The sequence below is a fragment of the Cupriavidus basilensis OR16 genome (assembly GCF_000243095.1).
GTDB lineage: Bacteria > Pseudomonadota > Gammaproteobacteria > Burkholderiales > Burkholderiaceae > Cupriavidus > Cupriavidus basilensis_D.
This window is the reverse complement of the sequence record NZ_AHJE01000025.1, coordinates 12,870-33,016: the sequence shown is the minus strand read 5'-3', so window position 1 is coordinate 33,016 and position 20,147 is coordinate 12,870. Positions and strand designations below refer to the sequence as shown.

The window sequence follows — 20,147 nt, the reverse complement described above, 5'->3', positions numbered from 1 at the left end:
TCCGATCCGAGGTGCGCCGTCCTGACGGCGTGGTAAGCCTCGCGTCAAGTTTCGGCGTTACCCTCCTTCCATTCCCCCTGCCATACAAGATTCAAAACTCTGAGGACCCGTAATGCGTTTGATCCTGTTGGGCGCGCCTGGCGCCGGCAAAGGCACGCAAGCCCAGTTCATCTGCGAGAAGTTTGGCATCCCCCAGATCTCCACCGGCGACATGCTGCGCGCCGCCGTGAAGGCTGGCACGCCGCTAGGCGTGGCCGCCAAGAAGGTGATGGACGCAGGTGGCCTGGTGTCGGACGACATCATCATCGGCCTGGTCAAGGACCGCCTGCAGGCGGCCGATTGCAAGGACGGCTATCTGTTCGATGGCTTCCCGCGCACCATTCCGCAGGCCGAGGCCATGAAGGAAGCGGGCGTGGCGATCGACTACGTGCTGGAAATCGACGTGCCGTTCGATGCCATCATCGAGCGCATGAGCGGGCGCCGCGTGCACGTGGCATCGGGCCGCACCTATCACGTCAAGTACAACCCGCCCAAGACCGAAGGCGTGGACGACGCCACCGGCGAAGCGCTGATCCAGCGCGACGACGACAAGGAAGAGACCGTCAAGAAGCGCCTCGACGTCTACTCCCAGCAGACCCGTCCGCTGGTGGACTACTACTCCAAGTGGGCCGCCGGTGGCGATGCGTCCGCCAAGGTCGCCCCGCCGCAGTATCGCAAGATCGCGGGCGTTGGCAGCGTGGAAGATATCACTTCGCGTGTGTTCGACGCATTGAAGTAAGCCGCGCGCATCCTGCGCTGCAGATAAAAAAAGGCGACCCTCGGGTCGCCTTTTTTATTGCCGCCGCCATCCGCAACGATAGCATCGCCGAATTGACGTTTACGTAAACGTTATGCCAACATGCCGTATCTGCAGTTCGTGCGCTGCGACGTCAGCAGCGAGGCCGACGGGCAGGCTGCCGTGGCGGCAGCCACCGCGCTGGGCCGCCTGGCCGGGCTGGTCAATTGCGCCGGCATTGCCACGGCCAACAAGACCGTGGGCAAGAACGGCCCGCACCCGCTCGACGCCTTCGACAAGACCATCCGCGTCAACCTGATCGGCACCTTCAACATGATCCGGCTGGCTGCCGCGGCCATGGTGCAGAACACGCCCGACGCGGAGGGCGAGCGCGGCGTGATCATCAATACGGCGTCGGTGGCGGCCTTTGACGGCCAGATCGGGCAGGCTGCCTACGCGGCTTCCAAGGGCGGCGTGGTCGCCATGACGCTTGCCATCGCGCGCGACCTGTCGCGCGACGGCGTGCGCTGCATGACGATTGCCCCGGGGCTGTTCGAGACGCCGATGCTGCTGGGCATGCCGCAGGAAGTGCAGGACGCGCTCGGCAAGATGGTGCCGTTCCCGCCGCGCCTGGGCCGCCCGGCCGAATATGCGAAGCTGGTGGGATCCATCATTGCCAACACCATGCTCAACGGCGAGGTGATCCGGCTCGACGGCGCCATCCGCATGCAGCCGAAGTAAAACCGTCGGCGACCCGGATGGCGGCCAAGCCGCCACCCGGGTCATCTCTCAACCCGCCACATAAGCCGTCTTCACCGTCGTATAAAACTCGGCCGCGAAGGTGCCCTGCTCGCGTGGCCCTAGGCTGGAGCCCTTGCGACCGCCGAATGGGACGTGGTAATCGACACCAGCCGTCGGCACGTTGACCATCACCATGCCAGCTTGAGCGTGCCGTTTGAAGTGCTGTACGTGTTTCAGCGACGTCGAGCAGATACCGCTGGCGAGGCCGAACTCGGTATCGTTGGCCAGTTCCAGTGCATGTTCATAGTTCCTGGCGGGGATGACGGCGGCAACCGGCCCGAAGATCTCCTCGCGGCAGATCCGCATGTCGTTGCTGCAATCGGCGAAGATCGCCGGCGTCAGGTAGAAGCCCGGCGTGGCGCGTATTACGTGTTCGCCGCCGCACACCAACCTGGCGCCCTCCTCGCGCCCGATGGCAAGGTAGCGCAAGTCCTGCTCAAGCTGGTCGCCGCTTGCCACCGGGCCGATGTCGGTGCCGGCGTCGAGGGCGTGGCCGATCCTGAGCGCGGCCGTGCGCTCCTGCATCCGTTCGACGAAACGGGCATAGACGCCCTCTTCCACGATCAGCCGGCTCGAGGCGGTGCAGCGCTGCCCGGTGGAGAAGAATGCGCTTTGCACGGCGCACTCCACCGCCACGTCGAGATCGGCATCATTGAGCACCACCATCGGGTTCTTGCCGCCCATTTCGAGCTGGACCTTGGCCAGCCGTTGGGCGGCCGCCTGGGCCACGCGCCCGCCCGTGGCCACGGAGCCGGTGAAGGAAATCGCGGCGATACGTCTGTCGTCAAGCATGGCCTGGCCCACTTGCGAGCCGCGCCCGATCGCCAGGTTGAATGCTCCCGCCGGCAATCCCGCGCGGCTGATGATCTCAGCCAGCGCCCAGGCGCAGCCCGGCACGAGCTCCGCAGGTTTGAACACGACCGTATTGCCATACGCCAGGGCTGGTGCGATCTTCCAGGCGGGAATCGCCATCGGGAAGTTCCATGGCGCGATGATGCCCACCACCCCGACCGGCTCGCGCGTGACTTCGATTTCCACGCCGGGCCGTACCGAGGCCAGCTTGTCACCGCGTTGGCGCAAAGCCTCCCCGGCGAAGAACTTGAAGATATTCCCGGCGCGGGTGACCTCGCCGATGCCTTCCGGCAGGGTCTTGCCTTCTTCGCGCGACAACAGCAGGCCGAGTTCCTCGCGCCGCGCCAGGAGCTCGGCACCGATCTTGTCAAGCGCATCGGCGCGTTGTTGCGGCGTGCTGGCGGCCCACCGCGGCACGGCGGCATGGGCGGCGGCGATGGCCTGGCCGGCCTGTGAGACATCGGCCAGCGCGTAGTGGCCGATGATGTCGGTGGTGTCGGACGGATTGACGTTGGCGTGAGTGGATGCGCCGTCGAGCCATTGGCCGTCGATATAGTTCTTATGCAGGGTCATGTCAGGTGTCTATGTGTCTAGCAATGAGAGTTCCACCTGCTTGAGGCGGTGCACGATGCCCTTGACGAATTCCAGCGTGACATTGGACAGCACACGCTGGCATGGCGTGATGATGCCAACCGTCAGCGCGTTGATATTGGGTTCGTCGAAGGGGCGCCAGACCACTTCGCCGCTTGCGATCTCATCAATGAAAGCGAGTTTGGAGAAAAAGGAAATGCCCCGCCCCGAGGCAACCAGGCGCTTGAGCAGGAGGGTGGAATTGCAGGTAACGCTGGGGGTCATCAGATCCCAGAATTCCATGAACCTGGGAGACACCACGCCCTGGATCGGCGAGCGTCCTTCCAGGCGCAGGAAGGCGTGGCTGCGGCAATCGGCAAAGCTGATCCGGTCCTTCTTCGCCAGCGGATGGGAAGAGGCCATCACTACGCCCGGCGGCAGCGCGACCTGGGCCACGACGTTCAGCCCCGCCGGCAGCTTGGCGATAAAGGTGACGCCGACATCGAACTCGCCACCCAGGACTTTTGGCGCAACATCCCAGGGGGTGATGGCGGCGATGGCGTAAGTAACTGCCGGATATAGTTCCGAATAGTCCTCCACCGCTGCAGGAAGGAAATCGACAAACAGTGAGTCCATCGCCGCAACCGATACGTGGCCCCTGCGCTCGTCCTTGAGCTCATCGAGTTCGCTGCGCATCAAGTGAAAATCGTTGAGCGTCGCTCGGATATGCTGCAGCATCCGCTCGCCCGAAGCGTTCAGCCGGATTCCGTTGGGCAGGCGGTCGAACAGCTCGGTTCCCATCTCGGCCTCGAGCTTGAGAATCTGCCGGTTGACGGCGCTGGAGGCGACATAGAGGTTCTGCGCCGCCTTGCGGATCGACCCGCACCGCGCGACCTCGACGAAGTACTTCAGGATGCTGGCGTGCATGCTCTCCTCGATCAGTTCACGGGCTACGGTTCGCTGCGCACAGGATACGCCTCGACCACGGGGTGGTCGCAGACCTGCGGCCCGACGTAGTCGGCGCCGCCCGGCGAGCCGACGCCACTCACATGCCGGGCAAAAAACTCCCTGTTCACAGCGGCGAACACGGCCTGCTCCGCCGGCAACTCCGCTTCGTCATGGATGGCTTCGGTTGGGCACACGGAAACGCAGATGCCGCAGCTGATGCATTCATCGGGGTGGATATATAGCGTGCGCACGCCCTCGTAGATGCAATCGACGGGGCAGCATTTCACGCAGGCGCCGTCCTTGACATCGATGCAGCCAGAGGCAATGACGTAGGCCATCAGCGCCCGCTCCATTGCGGCTTGCGCTTTTGCTGGAAGGCCAGCACGCCTTCGCGCGCGTCCTCGGACTGCAGCGCGTCGACCAAGGCGGGCAGCCGCAGAGCCTGGGCGTCGGCCGGCGACAAGGTCGAGGTGCGGCGCACAACCTGTTTGATCGCCTGCTGCGACCGCGGCGCGCACGCCAGCAGCGCATCGATCCAGACTTGCACCGCCGCATCCAGTTGCGCGCGTGGCACCACTTCGTTGATCAGGCCGATCTCGGCAGCTTCGCGTGCCGGCATGCGGCGCCCCGTCAGCAGCATGGCCATGGCCTTGCGGAACGGGATCTGACGCTGCAGCAGGGTCATGCCGCCGTCGAGCGGCATGCGTCCCACCAGCGCTTCGGGCAAGCCAAAGCTGGCCTCCTCGCAAGCGACCACGATGTCGCAGCCCAGCACCATCTCGAAGCCGCCGCCGAGCGCGAAACCGTTGACGCGGGCGATGACGGGTATATTCAGCGACTCGCGCAGCGCGATGCCGCCGAATCCGCCCGGCCGCGCGGCACCCCAGTATTCCAGGCCGGTGGTGGACGGGTTCTTCATATCGGCGCCCACGCAGAAGGCGCGGTCGCCCGCCCCCGTCAGCACGATAACGCGGACATCGTCGCGCCGCTCCAGCTCCGCCCAGATGCGTTGCAACTCGGCCTCGGTGGCGAGATCGACCGCGTTCATCACCTCGGGTCGCGACAAGGTCACCGTGGCGACAAAATTCTCGACTTGCAGATGGACGCTCATTCCGCCTCTCCTTGCACGGCCACCATCGCGGGCATGCCCTCTAGTTCGCGCAGCACGTCATCGTTATGCTGACCGAGCCGCGGCGGCGGGCGGCGCAGGCTGACGCGAGCGCGCGACATGGTGATAGGACTGCCGACGAACTTGACTTGCCGACCCTCGCCCGCGCCTTCCAGCAGCAGCTGGTTGTGCAACGTCTGCGGATCCACCAGTGCTTCGCGCAGGTCTCGCACCGGCGCGCAGAGAATGTCCTGCGCTTCCAGGCGGGAGAGCCAGTGGTCGCGCGTATTGGCGGAAAAACGCTCTCGCAGCACCGCTTGCAGCCCGGCCTTGTTGCTGAATTGCTGGGTCAGGTCGCAGTAGCGCGGATCGGCGGACATGTCCTCGATCCCGAGCGCCGCGCAAATGTCGCGCAGCGGGTTCTGCTTGAACGCGCCCACCATCACCAGCGGCCCCGTCTGCGTATCGAACACGCCGGACAACGGCATGGCCGCCCAGTTGACCTCGGAATCGTCCATCATGATCATGGCCGCTTCCTGCATCTGCATGGCCAGCATGGAGTTGTACAGCGACACGCTGATCTTCTGGCCCTCGCCAGTGCGGGCGCGGTCCAGCAAGGCCAGCAACACGCCCTGCACCATATGCATGCCGGCGGAGTAGTCGGCCAGTGCGGTCGGGTAGACCGAGACCGGCACCGAATCGTCGGCCCGGCGCGCCATCACGCCGGTGATGGCCTGGGCCAGCACGTCCTGGCCGCCCTTGTGCGCATACGGCCCGGACTCGCCGAAGCCGGTGCCGACCGCGTAGATGATGCGCGGGTTCAACGCGTGGCATGCCTCGTAGCTCAAGCCCATGCGATCCATCACGCCCGCACGGAAATTATTGACGACGACATCGGCGCCGGCGATCAGGGTCTTCACGTGTGCCATCTGCTCCGGATCCCGCAGGTCAAGCGCAATGCTGCGCTTGTTGCGGTTCAGGCTGCAGAAGATGGGGTTGTCCGCGCCGGCAACCGGCTCGAAGGTGGAGCGGCTGAGATCGCCGGAGCCCTTGCGCTCTACCTTGATGACGTCGGCACCGTAGTCGGCCAGCGTCTGCGTGCACACCGGGCCCATCATCACCTGGGTGAAATCGATGACCCGGATGCCGCTCAGGGGCAGGTCTTGCGCCATATTGTTGTTCTCCATGTCTTATGCTGCCTCCGCCTGCTGCACATAGGCCGCCAGCGCGGGAATATCGGCGTTGCGCCCAGTCTGGTCGCCGGGATCCGCGCCCTGTGCGCGCAAGGCCTTCTGCACGGCCCGCACGTCGACGTCGCGCACAGAAACGTTGGCGTTGAGCGCCAGCGCCGCTGCGACGCCGGCGGCTTCGCCCATCGCCATGCAGGGCGGGATCTCGCGCGAGATCTTCTGCGCCTGCGAGGTCGCCGAGTAGTGGCGGCCGGCCACCAGCAGGTTGTCCACCTGCTTGGGCAACAGCGCGCGGTACGGCATGTAGTAGTCGCGGCCGCGCGCGATGCTGTCGTCAAAGCGCACCCGCTGCGCCACGTCTTCCTTGGACATCACGTACTCGCCTTCGAGCAGCCGGGTCTGCCGCACGCCCGTCTGCGGTGCGACGTCGATCACGTAGCATTGCTCGAAGCCGGGCAGCTTCTCGCGCACGAACTCGACCACGGCGTGGATATGCTGGCGCCCCTGGATTTCGGCCCGCGTCAGGTCTTCCGCCTTGAGGCCGTCGATGCCAGCCATGTGCGGGCAGTTGCACCACACCACGCCAGGCAGCGGCGTCTTGAGCCACCACAGGCCCCACGAGCCGCCGAGGATGCGCTTGATCTGGCGGTCGAGCTGCGCGTAGGCCTCTGGCTCTTCGCGCTCGAAGCGCTCGGCGGCGTCCGTATCCACGCCGCCCAGGCGGAACACCGTGGTGGTGATGTAGCTGCCGCCGGCATGCGGCGCACCCGCGGAGGCCGCGACATCGAGGTCACCGGTGGCGTCGATCACCACGTCGGCGAGGATGGCTTCACGCCCGCTCTTCGTTTCGCAGATCACGCCCTTGACCTGGCCGTCCTCCACCAGCGTCTGCGAGAACCACGAGTGCAGCCGCAGCTTGACGCCGGCTAGCTGCACCATGTCGAGCGCGACGCGCTTGTAGGCGTCGGGGTCGAAGGCCGCGGCGAAGCACACCGGATGCGGCGTCTTCTGGCTGTGGAAATCGAACGTGCCCCAGCGGCCCCAGCGCCGATAGGCGGCCGGGTCTTCGCCCCATTCGTTCGCGCGGGGAAACTTGGCGAGGCCCAGCGCCGCCATGCGTTCGATCATGGTCATGCAGTTGCCGCGCACCGAGATCTCCTGCAGGTGGCTGTCCCACATATCGTCCAGCACCAGCACCATGCCGCCCGAAGCGAGGCCGCCCAGATGGTTGTAGCGTTCGAGCAGAATCGTCTCAGCGCCGTTCCTTGCTGCGGCTAGCGCGGCCGACAACCCGGCCGGGCCGCCGCCCACCACCACCACGTTCGCTGTGGCCGCAACGCGCACATCGCGCGCCGGTTGCTGAATCCAGTCATTGATCTTGTTCATTTGTATCCTCGGGATTGTTGTTGTCGTGCAGCGCTCAGTGCGATTGCTCAGGCTGCCACGTGATAAGCCAGCGTTCGACCAGTGCGATCACCAGGAAGAAGGTGCCGGACAGCGCCGCGCACATGATGATTGCCGCGTAGAGCAAGGCGGAGTCAAAGGCGTAAGTGGCCTGGATGATCATGGCGCCGACGCCCACCGTGGCCCCGATCCATTCGCCGACCACCGCGCCGATCACCGACATCGACGCGGCGATGCGAAGCGCAGAGAAGAGATACGGCAGCGAATTGAGCAGGCGCAGCTTGAAGAAGATCTCGCGCTTGCTGGCCGACAGGACCCGCATCAGTTCCAGCGACTGCGGATTGACGGCTTCCAGCCCGCGCACCATGTTCACCAGTGTGGGGAAAAAGCACACGATGGCAGCGATGGTGATCTTCGGCTCGATCCCGTTGCCCATGATCAGCACCAGGATCGGCGCCTTGGCCACCACCGGGATCGAGTTGATCATGACCGCCACCGGGTAGAAGATCTCCTGCAGCGTCTTGTTATGGACAAACACGGTCGCCAGCAGGATGGCGAGCAGGTTGCCCAACAGGAAGCCGCCGACCGCTTCGATGGCGGTGGGGATCAGGTTCTGCAGCAGGACGTCGCGCTTGTCGAAGAATGTCTGCAGCACCAGCCCGGGAGACGGCGCGATGAAGGGCTTGATATCGAAGCCCGCCACCACGGCCCACCAGGCAAACAGCAGCCCCGCGATGCCAAGCGCGGGCAAGACGCGGGCACGCCAGACGCGCCGCCGGCGGCTGGCATAGTAAGCGTGCGCCTCGGCATCCGCGCCGGCAACGGGCAGGTTCAGCTTCATTTCCGATGTGCTCATCAGCAAGTCTCCAGCACGCGGCGCAGATGCGCGGATAGTGTTACGAACTCGGGGGTTTCACGCACATCCAGGGTGCGCTCTTCAGGCAGCGTCACCGGGACGATTTCCTTGACCCGGCCGGGATTGGCTGCCAGCAGGAGCACGCGCTGGCCGAGGAATGCCGCTTCATGGATGCTGTGCGTGACGAACAGGATCGTCAGTCCCATTTCCTTCCAGACCCGCCGCAATTCCTCGTTCAGCCGGTCGCGCGTGATTTCATCCAGCGCACCGAAGGGCTCGTCCATCAACAGCACCTTCGGATCGCTGACCAGCGCGCGGGCGATCGCGACGCGCTGGCGCATGCCACCGGACATCTCATGAGGCAGCGCATCCTCGCGCCCCTTCAAGCCAACCAGTTCCAGCAGCTCGCGTGGCGTTGCCTTACCCGCGCGCGCCTTGCCATTGGCGACCTCAAGCGGCAGCTCGACGTTCTGCAACGCCGTGCGCCAGGGCAGCAGCGCCGCATCCTGGAACACGAAGCCAATGTCGCGGCGGGCCCGCGCGACCGCAGGCGGTTCGTTGAGCACGCGGATGGCGCCGCGACTGGGCTTGACCAGGTCCGCCACCACGCGCAGAAAGGTGGACTTGCCGCAGCCGGAGGGTCCGAGCAGCGTCAGGAATTCCCCCGTTGCCACATCGAGGCTCAGGCCCTCGATGGCCGTCGTGCTGCGGCGGTCGGTGAAGAAGCGGACATTGATATCGCGGCAGCTGATCGAGAGTCCGGTGCCGGTGGAGGCTGGAACGCCGGCGCGTGCGGCCGGGCGTGGATCGGATAACGTGGCTTGCATTGCTTACACCACCAGTCGTGACGATTTGGTGGCCTGCAGGATGTCGAGCGTCATGACATCCTCCACCTTGGGAGCGCGCGCGCGGAATTGGCCGAGCTCTGCGTACAGGGAAATCTGCTCCTGCCACACCGTGGGGTCCATGCTGCCCCAGCCCTGCGTGCCGCTCGCTTTGTTGAGGGCATAGCCCATCAGGACGTCGATCGATGCGCGCTCATCTGCGTGGTTCAGGCTCGGGAATTCCTTGAGCAGCAGGTCGATGGCCTGGTCGCGGTTCTTGTTGGCATAGAGCCAGCCGCGCGCGGTCGCGCGCAAAAAGCGCTGCAGCACTTCCGGATGCTTGCGCAGCGTATCGGTATGCGCGTAGTAGGGCAGCGCATAGAGCCGGACGCCGGAGTCCCAGAGGCTCAGGTCGACACGATCTGCACCGAGTGCCTTCAGTGCGGACAGGTTGGTCTGCCAGCCGGCTACTGCGTCGACGCGACCGCTCAGCAGGGGCATCATGTCGGCGCCGATCGGCACGACATTGACCTGGCTCTCGGCGATCTGGTGCTTGACCAGCAGCGCCTTGAGCAGCACAAGTCCGGTGGCCTGGATGCCGATGCGCTTGCCGATCATGTCCTGCGGCGTGCGGATCGGGGTCTTCTTCAGCGAGAAGAAGGCGTAGGGGTGTTGCTGCAGGCCCACGGCAAAACATTTGACCGGCAGCCCTTCCGATACCGCCAGCATGACGGACGGACTGGACGAAATCTGTCCGGCCTCGCCGCGCCCGGAGGCCACGATGGCCACCCCGTCGACATTGGGGCCGCCGGGCAGGATCTTGAAGTCGATGCCTTCCTGCTCGTAGTAGCCAAGCCGCTTGGCCACGACTTCGCCCACCTGGTTGCCGCCAGGGATCCAGCCCAATTGCATATTCACCGCCGCGCGATCGGCTGCGAACGATCTCACCGACAGCAGTGTGCCGGTGGCCAGCCCGGCGGCCAGCAGGGAAGCCTGCAGCACACGCCTGCGGCTCGGGTCGTCTAACCGTGACATCTTGATTTCCATGGGTCTCCACCTCGTTTTTCGGATCTGTCCGCCAGCGCTCAAATCTCGTGACCGCTGTATTTTGATGACGAGGGAGTGCTCGAACAAGAACCGTTTTTCGAGCATGTGCGATGCCAAAATTAGAGCGCACAACACCAGTGCGGCATGCCCGATGCGGGTGCTGGCGATGCTTTATTGCGGTGCAAAAAGACGGACACTCCTTAATGGGCAGAGCGAAAAATTCGCTCGGCGGTAGCCAAAATCTGTGCTTCCCGCGACGGTTTTCCTGCGCAGACAATCCACTCAAATCTCACCGATAAAGAGATCAATGAGGGAGCAGGCATGGATAGCCGTTGCGCAGTCGATTCGATTGGCTTACTTCACTCCGGAGCTGGCTCGCGTGTCTTTGCACGCCACGCCGGTCCCGGCGAGCACCTTGGCCGGCTAGCCATCCCAGCCAGCTTCCCGCTCCCCGCGGACATGGCCAGGTTCGTTTCCTAGCGACAGCGCCGCCCGCACCTATTCCCGTCCAGTTCTTCTCTCTTCCGGATCCCTGCGCACCCGCGGTGCGCGCGGGAGGACCGCTTTTTTACTTTTTTTCTAATGACAGGAAGGTCTCTATGAAGCGAAGTGCCATCGTCGCCACGACGGTATTGCTGGCGTGCTCGGCATCCCACGCGGAAAGCGGGGTGAATCTGTACGGGCTGATCTCGACCGGCATTGTTTATGCCAACAACCAGAACAGCCATTCCAGCTTCCAGATGGCCAACGGGCCGATGCAAACGCCTCGCTGGGGACTAAGGGGCGAGGAAGATCTGGGTGGCGGCAACAAGGCCATCTTTACGCTGGAAAGTGGTTTTTCCGTCATCAATGGCACGGCTTCGCAGGGTGGGCGGATGTTCGGCCGGCAGGCCTTCGTCGGCATGTCGTCCCAGGATCTGGGCACCGTTACATTAGGCCGGCAGTACGATCTCTCGGCGGCGACGCTGTGGTCATTCGAATCGGCAACACAGTTCGCCGCCTATGGCACGCACATCGGCGACAGCGACAACGTGTTCAACACGTTCCGCCTCAACAACACCATCGCCTACAAGAGCCCTTCATACGGTGGCCTGCAGTTTGCCGGCATGTTCAGCCTCGGCGAAAAGCCTGGGGACTTCCATTCGAATAATGCGTATAGCCTCGGCATATCCTATAAGCGCAACGATCTTTCGCTGGGCGTGGCCTATGAGGAGGTGAACACGCCGAACAGCCCGAGTAACCAGTCGGGTGCGGTGGTTGGCGACTACGGCTTCACGACCCCCTTCCTGACAAGCCTCGCTACCGGCGCAAAAGTGGACAAGCAGCGGATCCTGGGGGCGGGCGGTGCCTACCAGTTCGGTCCGGTGGGCGTATCGATGCTGTACACCAACGTGCGTTTCAACTACCTCGACAACACGCGGCTGACGGTCAACAACGGCGAAGTTTCCGTTACCGACTACATCACGCCGAACCTGATGGTTGGCGCTGCCTATATCTATACCTGGGGCGACTACCGTCCGATGGACAACAGCCCGAAATGGCACCAGGTCAACCTCGGCGCCGACTACTTCCTTAGCAAGCGCACCGACGTGTTCCTGGTCGGCATCTATCAGCACGCAGCCGGCGACGCCGCGTACGCGCAGATCTACACGCTGTCGCCGTCGTCGACCAAGACCCAGGTGTCAGCAGTGGCGGGGATACGACATAAGTTCTAAGGCGCGGCGCTTGCACGCTGGCCGCCCTTCACGCCGGCATCAGCATCACCAGCGTCAGGCCCGGCGCGGCGGCCGGCACCAGCGTGAGCTGCTCGAAATGCAGCAGCCCGCGCAACGGATGCCGAAAGCCGCGCCGCCCGCCCTGCCGCTCTTCCACATCCTGCGACAGCCAGTCGGCGCGGAACACCGGGCTCTGGGCAATCAGCCCCTCCACCAGCGCGCGCATCGGCGGATCGTCGGCATGGCGAATGCTGTGCGCGCGAAACTCCGCCACCAGCCGTGCCGCCCGGTGCGGCCAGTCCTCTACCAGTGCTTGCAAAGCCGGCGACAGAAACATGCTGCGCAGCAGGTTGCGATCCGCGCTGGCGGGGTCGAGCCAGCCCACGAACAGGTCCGCGGCGGCGGCATTCCAGGCCAGCGCGTTCCATTGCCGGTCCAGCAGGTAGGCCGGGCCGTTGATGGCCTCCACGCTGGCGAGAACGGTGGCAGGCGCGTGCTCGTCCTGCGCCTGCATCGGGTCGCGCCGGCCAGCCAGCTCGAACAGGTAGGCCCGCTCCGCGCGCGACAGCCGTAGCGCACCGGCCAGGCTGGCGAGCGCGCGGGCCGACAGCGCCACCGGCCGGCCCTGCTCCAGCCACGTTACCCAGGTAGCGCTCAGGCCAGCGAGCTGCGCCAGCTCCTCGCGCCGCAGGCCCGGCGTGCGGCGCCGCCGTCCCGGTGCCAGGCCAACCTCGGCCGGGGCGAGGCGCTCGCGATGCGCCCGCAGGAAGCGGCCAAGCACGGCTTCACGCGTGAGTTCGGGGGGCTTGGCGGGATCGGCAGGCGCGTATTCTGTCATGGAGGGCTGAGCGGTCAATGCCGGCAGCAAGGCGGAAGCTGGTGCGTTTTATACCAGGATAAAACCCTGACTTGTACCGGGAAAACAGCCTGCTACAGTACGTCGAACCCGCTACGCGGGCAAGTCCCCGGTCCCCGCTTTTTGCAGCCTCCGGTCACCAGAACCCACCAGCGGCCGTTGCCGCCAGGAGAGCCCCATGCAACAACAAGAACTCGTTGCCGCCCAGTTCGGCGCCACTGCCAGCGCCTACCTCACCAGCGCGGTCCACGCCCAGGGCGCGGACCTGCAGCAGCTTGCGCAGGAACTGGCTGCGCTGCCGGCGGCGCGGGTGCTGGACCTGGGCTGCGGCGCGGGTCATGCCAGCTTTGCCGCCGCGGGGGTCGCAGCCGAAGTGACGGCTTACGATCTGTCGACCGAGATGCTGGCGGTGGTGCAAGGCGCGGCGCGCGACAAGGGGCTGGCGAATATCCGCACCCGCCAAGGTGCCGCGGAATCGCTGCCCTTCGACGATGCCAGCTTCGATGCGGTGATCTCGCGCATGAGCGCGCACCACTGGCGCAACGTGCCGGCGGCGCTGGCGGAAATGCACCGGGTGCTCAAGCCTGGCGGCAAGGCCGTGCTGATCGATATCGCCGGCTCGGACGACCCGCTGCCGGACACCTGGCTGCAATCGGTGGAGTTGTTGCGCGACCCGTCGCATATCCGCGACTACACCGGCACCGAGTGGAAGGCGATGCTGGAGACCGCAGGCTTCACGGCTAGCGTCTCGCCGGCCTGGCGCATCGAACTGGAGTTCGCCACCTGGGTGCAGCGCATGCGCACGCCGCCGGTGGCGGTGGCTGCCATCCAGCACCTGTGGCAACTGGCGCCGGCGGAAGTACGCGACCACTACCTGGTCAAGGCCGACGGCAGCTTTGCGCTGGAAGCGGTAATGGTTACGGCGATGCGCAGCTAAGCCCGGCTGCGGCCAGCGGCTACGGCATGGCCGGTTCGGCCGGCAATGGCAGGCTCTGCACCATCTGCCACACGGCCGCCGCCGCGGGCGACAAGGAACGGTCTTCCCGGCAGACCATGACGATACGGCGCTCCTCGCGCGGCGCGAGCGGCCGCCAGACCAGCGGCGACGCCGCCGGCAGCGGCAGCGAGAACGAGGGCAGGACCGAGGCGCCGATGCCGGCTTCGACCATGCCGAACACGCTGGCCGAATGGCCCAGCTCCTGCACCACGCTGGGCGCCACGCCGTGGCTGGCGAAGATGCGATCGATCAGCGGCCGGCTGCCCGAGGCAAAATCCAGCAGCACCAGCGGCATGCCGTCCAACGCGGACCACGGCACCGAGTCGGCATTGGCCAGCGGGTGATCGCGCCGGCACACGAAGCAGAACGGATCGGTCGCCAGCGGCACGATGGTCAGGCCTTCTCGCGCCAAAGGATCGATCAATACGCCAAAGTCCACGGCCCCCGCGCGAATCTGCTCGAGACCATCGGCCTGCACGTTGTCGCGCACGCTCAGGCGAATCTCCGGGTACTGGCGCGCGCAGGTGGACACATAGAGCGGCATCAGGCGCGCAGAGATCGTGGGCGCGCTGGCAATCACGACGCGCCCCCGATAGCGCTCGCCAAGCTGGCGCGTTTCTTCCAGCGTGTCGTCCAGCTGGCCAAGCAGGCGCTCGATGGCAGGGGCCAGCGCCTGGCCCGCATCGGTCACCACCACCTCCCGCGTGGTGCGGTCGAGCAAGCGCACGCCAAGTGCCTCTTCCAGCTCGGCAACGCCCCGGCTGACCGCGGGCTGTGTCAGGCCAACGGCATCCGCGGCACGGCTGAAACTGCCATGCCCGACCACGGCGAGGAAGACGCGCAACTGGCGCAGTGTGTAATTCATGCGTCTATGAGATGAATGAATGCGATAAATGAATTTGCATTCTAGGCTTCGGTGGCGTCCAATACTAGGCGAAACCCTTATCCAACCTTGCTGTCATGTCCGCCATCCTCTCATCCTTCAAGAAAATCTACGACCTCATCGACGGCTTCGTATTGATCATGCTGAGCGCCATCGGCATCGCGCTGCTGGCCCCGCAAATCGGCGCTGGCGACGGCCCGCTGCACCTGGGCATGGTCACCAACCTGGGCGTGGCCCTGGTCTTCTTCCTGCACGGCGCCGCGCTGTCGCGCGACAAGCTGGTGGCGGGCGCGCGCCACTGGCGCCTGCACTTCGGCCTGCGCAACATGCTGCCCGCCGAGCTGCTGCTGGGCGTGTTCTACCTGTGCGCATTGCCGTCCACCGTGTCGTCGTCCGTGGCGATGACCTCGATGGCGCGCGGCAACGTGCCCGGCGCGATCTTCAATGCCACCATCTCGGGCCTGATCGGCATGGCCGTCACGCCGCTGCTGATGGGGCTGGTGATCAGCGCCAGCGGCGCCTCGATGCCGCTGGGCAAGGCGCTGACCGGCGTGGCGCTGCAGCTGCTGCTGCCATTCGCGCTGGGCCAGCTGGCCCGTCCGCTGATCGGCAGCTGGCTGGCCAAGAAGAAGCAGATCACCAACAAGATCGACCGCGGCGTGATCGTGCTGATCGTGTACTCGTCCTTCTGCGATGCCACCGCCGCCGGCCTGTGGCACAAGTACAGTTGGGAAACCATCGGTGCCGTGATGGCGCTCGCCGCCGTGCTGCTGGTGGTGATCCTGGCCACCACCACCTTCACCGCGCGCCGCCTCGGCTTCTCGGTGGAAGATGAGATCACCGCGGTGTTCTGCGGCTCCAAGAAGAGCCTGGCCAACGGCATCCCGATGGCCAAGATCTTGTTTGCCGGCCACCCGGCGCTGGGCCTGCTGGTGCTGCCGCTGATGGTCTACCACCAGCTGCAACTGATCGTGTGCTCGGTGATTGCCTCGCGTTACGCCAGCCGCGACGCACTGCCCGACGGGGCCACCGCCCGCGCCTGAGTGTCAGCGCGTCAGCGCGCTGCATGGCAAACGGCCGGCAACGATGTTGCCGGCCGTTTTGCTTTCAGGCGCCGCCTCTTACACCGACGGATTCTTCGCCAGCGGCGGATTGCGCGCGAAGTAGTTCTTGATGCCACGCAGGATGGCGTTGGCCAGTTGCTCCTGGTGGCTCTCGTCGTTGAGCTTGCGCTCTTCCTCGGGATTGCTGATGAAAGCGGTCTCGACCAGGATCGACGGGATGTCCGGCGCCTTCAGCACGGCAAAGCCCGCCTGCTCCACGCTGCCCTTGTGCAGCCGGTTGACGCCGCCGATCTCCGCCAGCACGGCCTTGCCCACCTGCAAGCTGTCGTTGATCTGCGCGGTAGTGGACAAGTCCAGCAGCACCCGCGCCACCTGCGCATCCTTGTTGCCCATGTTGGCGCCGCCGATCAGGTCGGAGGCGTTCTCCTTGTTGGCCATCCAGCGCGCCGCGGTGCTGGACGCGCCACGCTCGGACAAGGCAAACACCGAGGCGCCCTTGGCTTCCGGCGAGAGGAAGGCATCGGCATGGATCGACACGAACAGGTCGGCCTGCACCCGGCGCGCCTTCTGCACGCGTACGTTGAGCGGCACGAAGAAGTCCGCGTCGCGCGTCATCATGGCGCGCATATTGGGCTGGGAATCGATCTTGGCGCGCAGCCGCTGCGCGATCTGCAGCACCACGTCTTTCTCGCGCGAGCCGGACGCGCCGGTGGCGCCGGGATCCTCGCCGCCATGGCCGGGATCGATCGCGACGGTCAGCAGGCGGCGCATCTTGAAGGAACGGTCCGCCGGCGGGTTGTTGGCGGGCAGGGCCGCAGGCGGGTTGTTCTGTGCCAGCGGCGGTGCCGATGGTGCAGAAGGTGAGGAAGGCACGGGCGGCCTGGGCTTGACGGCTGCCATCGGCGGCAGGGCCGGCACCGGGTTGGCGCCCTTGTCCTCGAACTTGCGCACCAGTGCGCCAATGGCGTCTTCCTCGCCGGAGGCCGGTGCGCCGGACACGCCGTCCGCACCGGCCGGGGGCTGCGTGGCGGCAAACCTGCGCTGCTTGTCCTCGGTGTCGCGCACCAGCGTCCACAACGGATCCGGCGGGTTGACGGGGTATAGGTCAAACACCAGGCGGTTGCGGTAGCTGCCGATCGGCGCCAGCGTGAACACCTGCGGCGAGACGTTTTCCTTCAGGTCGAACACCAGGCGCACCACGCGCGGCCGGTTCTGGCCCACGCGCACAGTCTGGATATAGGGGTCGTTGGAGGTGATCTTTGCCACCAGCTCGCGCAGGGTGGGCGAGAGATCGAGGCCATCGATGTCCACCACCAGCCGGTCGGGGCCGTGGATCATCTGGTGGACGGCGGCCAGCGGCTCGTCGGATTCGATGGTGACGCGGGTGTATTCCTCGGCGGGCCAGACCCGCACCGCGACGATGCCGGCGCCGAAGGCGATCTGCGGCCCGGCCAGTGTGAGCACCACGGTGCCGGCGCTGGCCTTGAGGCACTGCGCCAGCCATTTGCGGCGGGCCAGCTGGATATCGTCGGGTCGGTCGGTGGCGAGTCGCTTGATCAGCATGCGCAAAGCAGGGTAAGTCCAGTCTGAGTATAGGCACGAAGCGTTACGATACGGTGTTCGGCCGCTTCGTCGGCGTCACTTGTGTCCGATTGGAGCAACAGGTGAAGGTCTGGTTCCCCGAGCAAGTGCCCGGCTTTCTCCGGCCACTCCACCAGGCTCACGGCCGGCTCGGCAAAACAATCACGAAAACCAGCATCGGCCCACTCCTCCGGATCGGCGAAGCGGTACAGGTCGAAGTGGTAAGCGGTCAGCGGTGAACCATCCGCGCGCGTGACCGAATACGGCTCGCACAGCGTGTAGGTGGGGCTGCGCACCTTGCCCGCGTGGCCAAGCGCGCGCAGGATGGCGCGCGACAGCGTGGTCTTGCCGGCGCCAAGATCGCCGGAGAGCTGCAAATGCACGGTCTGGGGCGGCAGCTTGCGCACGACGCCGGCCAGTGCCGCGCCCAGCCGGGCGGTGGCCGCTTCGTCGGGCAGGTTAAGTGTGCGTTGTTGGAGCAGGGGCATTGCGTACAATTCGGGAATGATCGACCGAGCAGCCCAGGCGCCAGCCGCCTCGCCCCCTCCTGCCAGCAGCGCCGTCCCTGGCGTGGCGCCTGGCCTTGCGCCGTCCATTGCCCATACAGGCACGGACGCCGCCGGGCTGGCAGCGCTGGTGGGCTTGATCCGGACCTGGGGCACGGAACTCGGCTTCGACGCGGTCAGCATTGCCGACGTGGATCTCAGCCGGGCTGAAGCAGGATTGTTGGCGTGGCTGGCGCAGGGCTACCACGGCGAGATGGATTATATGGCGAACCACGGCTTGCGGCGCGCCCGTCCTGCCGAACTGGTGCCCGGCACAGTGCGCGCCATCGTGGCGCGCATGCCGTATCTGCCTGCCGCGGTCCCCAACGACTGGCGCGCCCACGAACTCGCCCGGCTCGACGACCCCGCCACGGCCGTGATCTCGCACTATGCGCGGGGCCGCGATTATCACAAGGTGCTGCGCAACCGCCTGCAGCAACTCGCCAGCCGCATCGAAGCCGCCATCGGCCCGTTCGGCTATCGCGTCTTCACCGACTCGGCGCCGGTGATGGAGGTAGCGCTGGCCGCCCAGGGCGGGCTGGGCTGGCGCGGCAAGCACACGCTGCTGCTCGACCGCGATGGCGGCTCGATGTTTTTCCTTGGCGAGATCCTGGTCGATGTGCCCTTCCCCGCCGACGCACCGGTTTCCGACCATTGCGGACAATGCCGCCGCTGCATCGATATCTGCCCGACCCAGGCCATCCTGGAGCCTTACCGGATCGACGCGCGCCGCTGCATCTCCTACCTGACCATCGAACACAAGGGCGCCATCCCCGAGGCTTTGCGCGCGCCGATGGGCAACCGCGTGTACGGCTGCGACGACTGCCAGCTGGCCTGCCCGTGGAACAAGTTCGCCCACCGCGCCACGCTGCCGGACTTCGACGTGCGCAATGGCTTTGACGCGCCCGACATGGCCGAACTGTTCGGCTGGACGGAAGCGGAATTCAACCAGCGGCTGGAAGGCAGCCCGATCCGCCGCATCGGCCATGAACGCTGGCTGCGCAACCTGGCGGTGGGGCTGGGCAACAGCCTGCGCGCGGCCATCGCCAGTGGCGACGTGGCGCTGGCCACGCGCATCCGCGCCGCCCTCGGCGCGCGCCTGGCCGACGCCAGCCCGCTGGTGCGCGAGCATATCGAGTGGGCGCTGCGCCAAGCGCCAGCGCGCGCCGAAGCGCCCCTTAGCTGACCAAAGACAACCAGAACGGCGTAGTGACGATGGCCGCCACGGTCATGACCGAGATCGTCGCCGCCACCATCGGCCCGTTGCCGCCCATGCGCACGGCCAGTATGTAGGCGCTCGACGCGGTCGGCAGCGAGGCAAACAGCACCACGATCTGCGACTGCAGCTCGGTCAGCGGCAGCAAGCGCCCCACCGCCCAGGCGAAGCACGGCATGGCCACCAGCTTGACACCGCTCCACCACGCCACCGGCCCGATCGCGCCCGTCACGCCGCGCATCTGCAAGCCCGCGCCGACCGTCATCAGCCCCAGCGCGGTGGACGCGGAACCCAGCCGGGCCAGCGTCATGCCCACCACCTCGGGCGGATGCAGGCCAAGCAGGTTGGTCAGCAAGCCACCGGCGGTGGCCAGGATCAGCGGGTTGCGCGCCAGCTCGCGCCACAAGCGGGTTTCACCGTGGCGGGCCAGCGCCCATACCGCGGCCACATTGCACAGCGGCACCGTGCAGCCGACGATCACCGCCATCATGGCCAGGCCCTCGCTGCCGCCCAGGCGCGCGGCCAGCGCCAGCCCGATATAGGAATTGAAGCGGAACGCGGTCTGCAGGCCGGAAGCGAAATCGAGCGGCGCCGGGCGCATCGCCCATTTGACGGCGTAACCGCCCACCATGCCGAAGGCGGTGGTCATCAGCGCCAGGCCAAGCATGGCCGAGGTGGAGGAGAAATCGAACTTGGCGCTGTTGGTGGACTGCAGCAGCAGCGCGGGAAAGAGCACGAAGTACACCAGCCGCTCCACGCCAGCCCAGAACGCGCGGTCGAACGGGGAATAGCGCACCAGCAGCCAGCCGATCAGGATCAGGCTGAAATCGGGCACCAACAGGAGAGCAGAAGACATCGCTTGTTTTTAGTTATTGTGATGGCCCCCACGCACGCCAAGTGCAGCCTAGGGCAGAT

Annotated in this window: 19 protein-coding genes and 1 pseudogene; 6 read left to right on the top strand and 14 right to left on the bottom strand. The window is 65.9% G+C overall.

The window, feature by feature from the left end:
• Positions 1 to 112: 112 nt before the first annotated feature.
• Together adk and OR16_RS10435 are read left to right on the top strand one after the other, a co-directional pair.
• Positions 113 to 778, top strand: coding sequence for an adenylate kinase (gene adk, locus OR16_RS10440; RefSeq protein ID WP_006157933.1), 666 nt, complete (start codon positions 113 to 115; stop codon positions 776 to 778).
• A gap of 132 nt (positions 779 to 910) precedes the next feature.
• Positions 911 to 1,516 (top strand): annotated as a pseudogene (locus OR16_RS10435) (SDR family NAD(P)-dependent oxidoreductase); the annotation flags it as partial.
• Between the two features lie 48 nt (positions 1,517 to 1,564).
• Here OR16_RS10435 and OR16_RS10430 read toward each other — a convergent pair.
• From OR16_RS10430 to OR16_RS10390, 9 genes are read right to left on the bottom strand one after another with little or no spacing between them, the layout of a single operon-like run.
• Positions 1,565 to 2,995, bottom strand: coding sequence for an aldehyde dehydrogenase family protein (locus tag OR16_RS10430; protein WP_043419242.1), 1,431 nt, complete (start codon positions 2,993 to 2,995; stop codon positions 1,565 to 1,567).
• A 15-nt stretch (positions 2,996 to 3,010) separates the two neighbouring features.
• On the bottom strand, positions 3,011 to 3,925 hold the full coding sequence (locus OR16_RS10425) for a LysR family transcriptional regulator (protein WP_006157930.1): 915 nt from the start codon (positions 3,923 to 3,925) through the stop codon (positions 3,011 to 3,013).
• A gap of 23 nt (positions 3,926 to 3,948) precedes the next feature.
• Positions 3,949 to 4,284, bottom strand: coding sequence for a ferredoxin (fdxA, locus tag OR16_RS10420; RefSeq protein WP_043419240.1), 336 nt, complete (start codon positions 4,282 to 4,284; stop codon positions 3,949 to 3,951).
• Positions 4,284 to 5,057, bottom strand: coding sequence for an enoyl-CoA hydratase-related protein (locus tag OR16_RS10415; protein ID WP_006157928.1), 774 nt, complete (start codon positions 5,055 to 5,057; stop codon positions 4,284 to 4,286). Before OR16_RS10415 ends, fdxA begins: the two co-directional genes overlap by 1 nt.
• Positions 5,054 to 6,241: a CaiB/BaiF CoA transferase family protein gene (locus OR16_RS10410; RefSeq protein ID WP_006157927.1), complete on the bottom strand. Its 1,188-nt coding sequence runs from the start codon at positions 6,239 to 6,241 to the stop codon at positions 5,054 to 5,056. The genes OR16_RS10415 and OR16_RS10410 overlap by 4 nt, the downstream gene beginning before the upstream one ends.
• Positions 6,242 to 6,244: 3 nt before the next feature.
• Positions 6,245 to 7,630, bottom strand: coding sequence for an FAD-dependent oxidoreductase (locus tag OR16_RS10405; protein WP_006157926.1), 1,386 nt, complete (start codon positions 7,628 to 7,630; stop codon positions 6,245 to 6,247).
• Between the two features lie 34 nt (positions 7,631 to 7,664).
• The gene (locus OR16_RS10400) at positions 7,665 to 8,504 is read right to left on the bottom strand and encodes an ABC transporter permease (protein ID WP_006157925.1); all 840 of its coding nucleotides are present in this window, start codon (positions 8,502 to 8,504) and stop codon (positions 7,665 to 7,667) included.
• Complete coding sequence (locus OR16_RS10395) at positions 8,504 to 9,331, bottom strand: ABC transporter ATP-binding protein (protein WP_006157924.1); 828 nt, start codon at positions 9,329 to 9,331, stop codon at positions 8,504 to 8,506. The genes OR16_RS10400 and OR16_RS10395 overlap by 1 nt, the downstream gene beginning before the upstream one ends.
• 3 nt (positions 9,332 to 9,334) lie before the next feature.
• Complete coding sequence (locus OR16_RS10390) at positions 9,335 to 10,363, bottom strand: ABC transporter substrate-binding protein (RefSeq protein ID WP_043419237.1); 1,029 nt, start codon at positions 10,361 to 10,363, stop codon at positions 9,335 to 9,337.
• A gap of 611 nt (positions 10,364 to 10,974) precedes the next feature.
• On the opposite strand from OR16_RS10390, the gene OR16_RS10385 reads away from it, so the two are divergent.
• Positions 10,975 to 12,090: a porin gene (locus OR16_RS10385; protein WP_006157922.1), complete on the top strand. Its 1,116-nt coding sequence runs from the start codon at positions 10,975 to 10,977 to the stop codon at positions 12,088 to 12,090.
• Between the two features lie 28 nt (positions 12,091 to 12,118).
• Here OR16_RS10385 and OR16_RS10380 read toward each other — a convergent pair whose 3' ends face one another.
• The gene (locus OR16_RS10380; protein ID WP_006157921.1) at positions 12,119 to 12,928 is read right to left on the bottom strand and encodes a helix-turn-helix transcriptional regulator; all 810 of its coding nucleotides are present in this window, start codon (positions 12,926 to 12,928) and stop codon (positions 12,119 to 12,121) included.
• A 196-nt stretch (positions 12,929 to 13,124) separates the two neighbouring features.
• Here OR16_RS10380 and OR16_RS10375 point away from each other — a divergent pair, with 196 nt between their 5' ends.
• Entirely contained in the window at positions 13,125 to 13,883 is a 759-nt protein-coding gene (locus OR16_RS10375; RefSeq protein WP_006157920.1) for a class I SAM-dependent methyltransferase, read from the top strand.
• 19 nt (positions 13,884 to 13,902) lie between these two features.
• On the opposite strand, the gene OR16_RS10370 is transcribed toward OR16_RS10375, so the two are convergent.
• Positions 13,903 to 14,808 (bottom strand): LysR family transcriptional regulator, encoded by a 906-nt coding sequence (locus OR16_RS10370; RefSeq protein WP_006157919.1) that lies wholly within the window; start codon positions 14,806 to 14,808, stop codon positions 13,903 to 13,905.
• Positions 14,809 to 14,903: 95 nt separating this feature from the next.
• Here OR16_RS10370 and OR16_RS10365 point away from each other — a divergent pair, with 95 nt between their 5' ends.
• Complete coding sequence (locus OR16_RS10365) at positions 14,904 to 15,869, top strand: bile acid:sodium symporter family protein (RefSeq protein ID WP_006157918.1); 966 nt, start codon at positions 14,904 to 14,906, stop codon at positions 15,867 to 15,869.
• Between the two features lie 78 nt (positions 15,870 to 15,947).
• On the opposite strand, the gene OR16_RS10360 is transcribed toward OR16_RS10365, so the two are convergent.
• Together OR16_RS10360 and tsaE are read right to left on the bottom strand one after the other, a co-directional pair.
• The gene (locus tag OR16_RS10360; RefSeq protein ID WP_006157917.1) at positions 15,948 to 17,453 is read right to left on the bottom strand and encodes an N-acetylmuramoyl-L-alanine amidase; all 1,506 of its coding nucleotides are present in this window, start codon (positions 17,451 to 17,453) and stop codon (positions 15,948 to 15,950) included.
• Positions 17,447 to 17,959 (bottom strand): tRNA (adenosine(37)-N6)-threonylcarbamoyltransferase complex ATPase subunit type 1 TsaE, encoded by a 513-nt coding sequence (gene tsaE, locus OR16_RS10355; RefSeq protein ID WP_006157916.1) that lies wholly within the window; start codon positions 17,957 to 17,959, stop codon positions 17,447 to 17,449. The genes OR16_RS10360 and tsaE overlap by 7 nt, the downstream gene beginning before the upstream one ends.
• A gap of 16 nt (positions 17,960 to 17,975) precedes the next feature.
• On the opposite strand from tsaE, the gene queG reads away from it, so the two are divergent.
• Positions 17,976 to 19,202 carry a tRNA epoxyqueuosine(34) reductase QueG gene (gene queG / locus OR16_RS10350; protein ID WP_043419215.1) on the top strand — a complete coding sequence of 409 codons (1,227 nt, stop codon included), beginning with the start codon at positions 17,976 to 17,978 and terminating at the stop codon, positions 19,200 to 19,202.
• Here queG and OR16_RS10345 read toward each other — a convergent pair.
• On the bottom strand, positions 19,195 to 20,088 hold the full coding sequence (locus tag OR16_RS10345; protein WP_006157914.1) for an AEC family transporter: 894 nt from the start codon (positions 20,086 to 20,088) through the stop codon (positions 19,195 to 19,197). The two genes, queG and OR16_RS10345, sit on opposite strands and share 8 nt — an antisense overlap.
• Positions 20,089 to 20,147 lie beyond the last annotated feature (59 nt).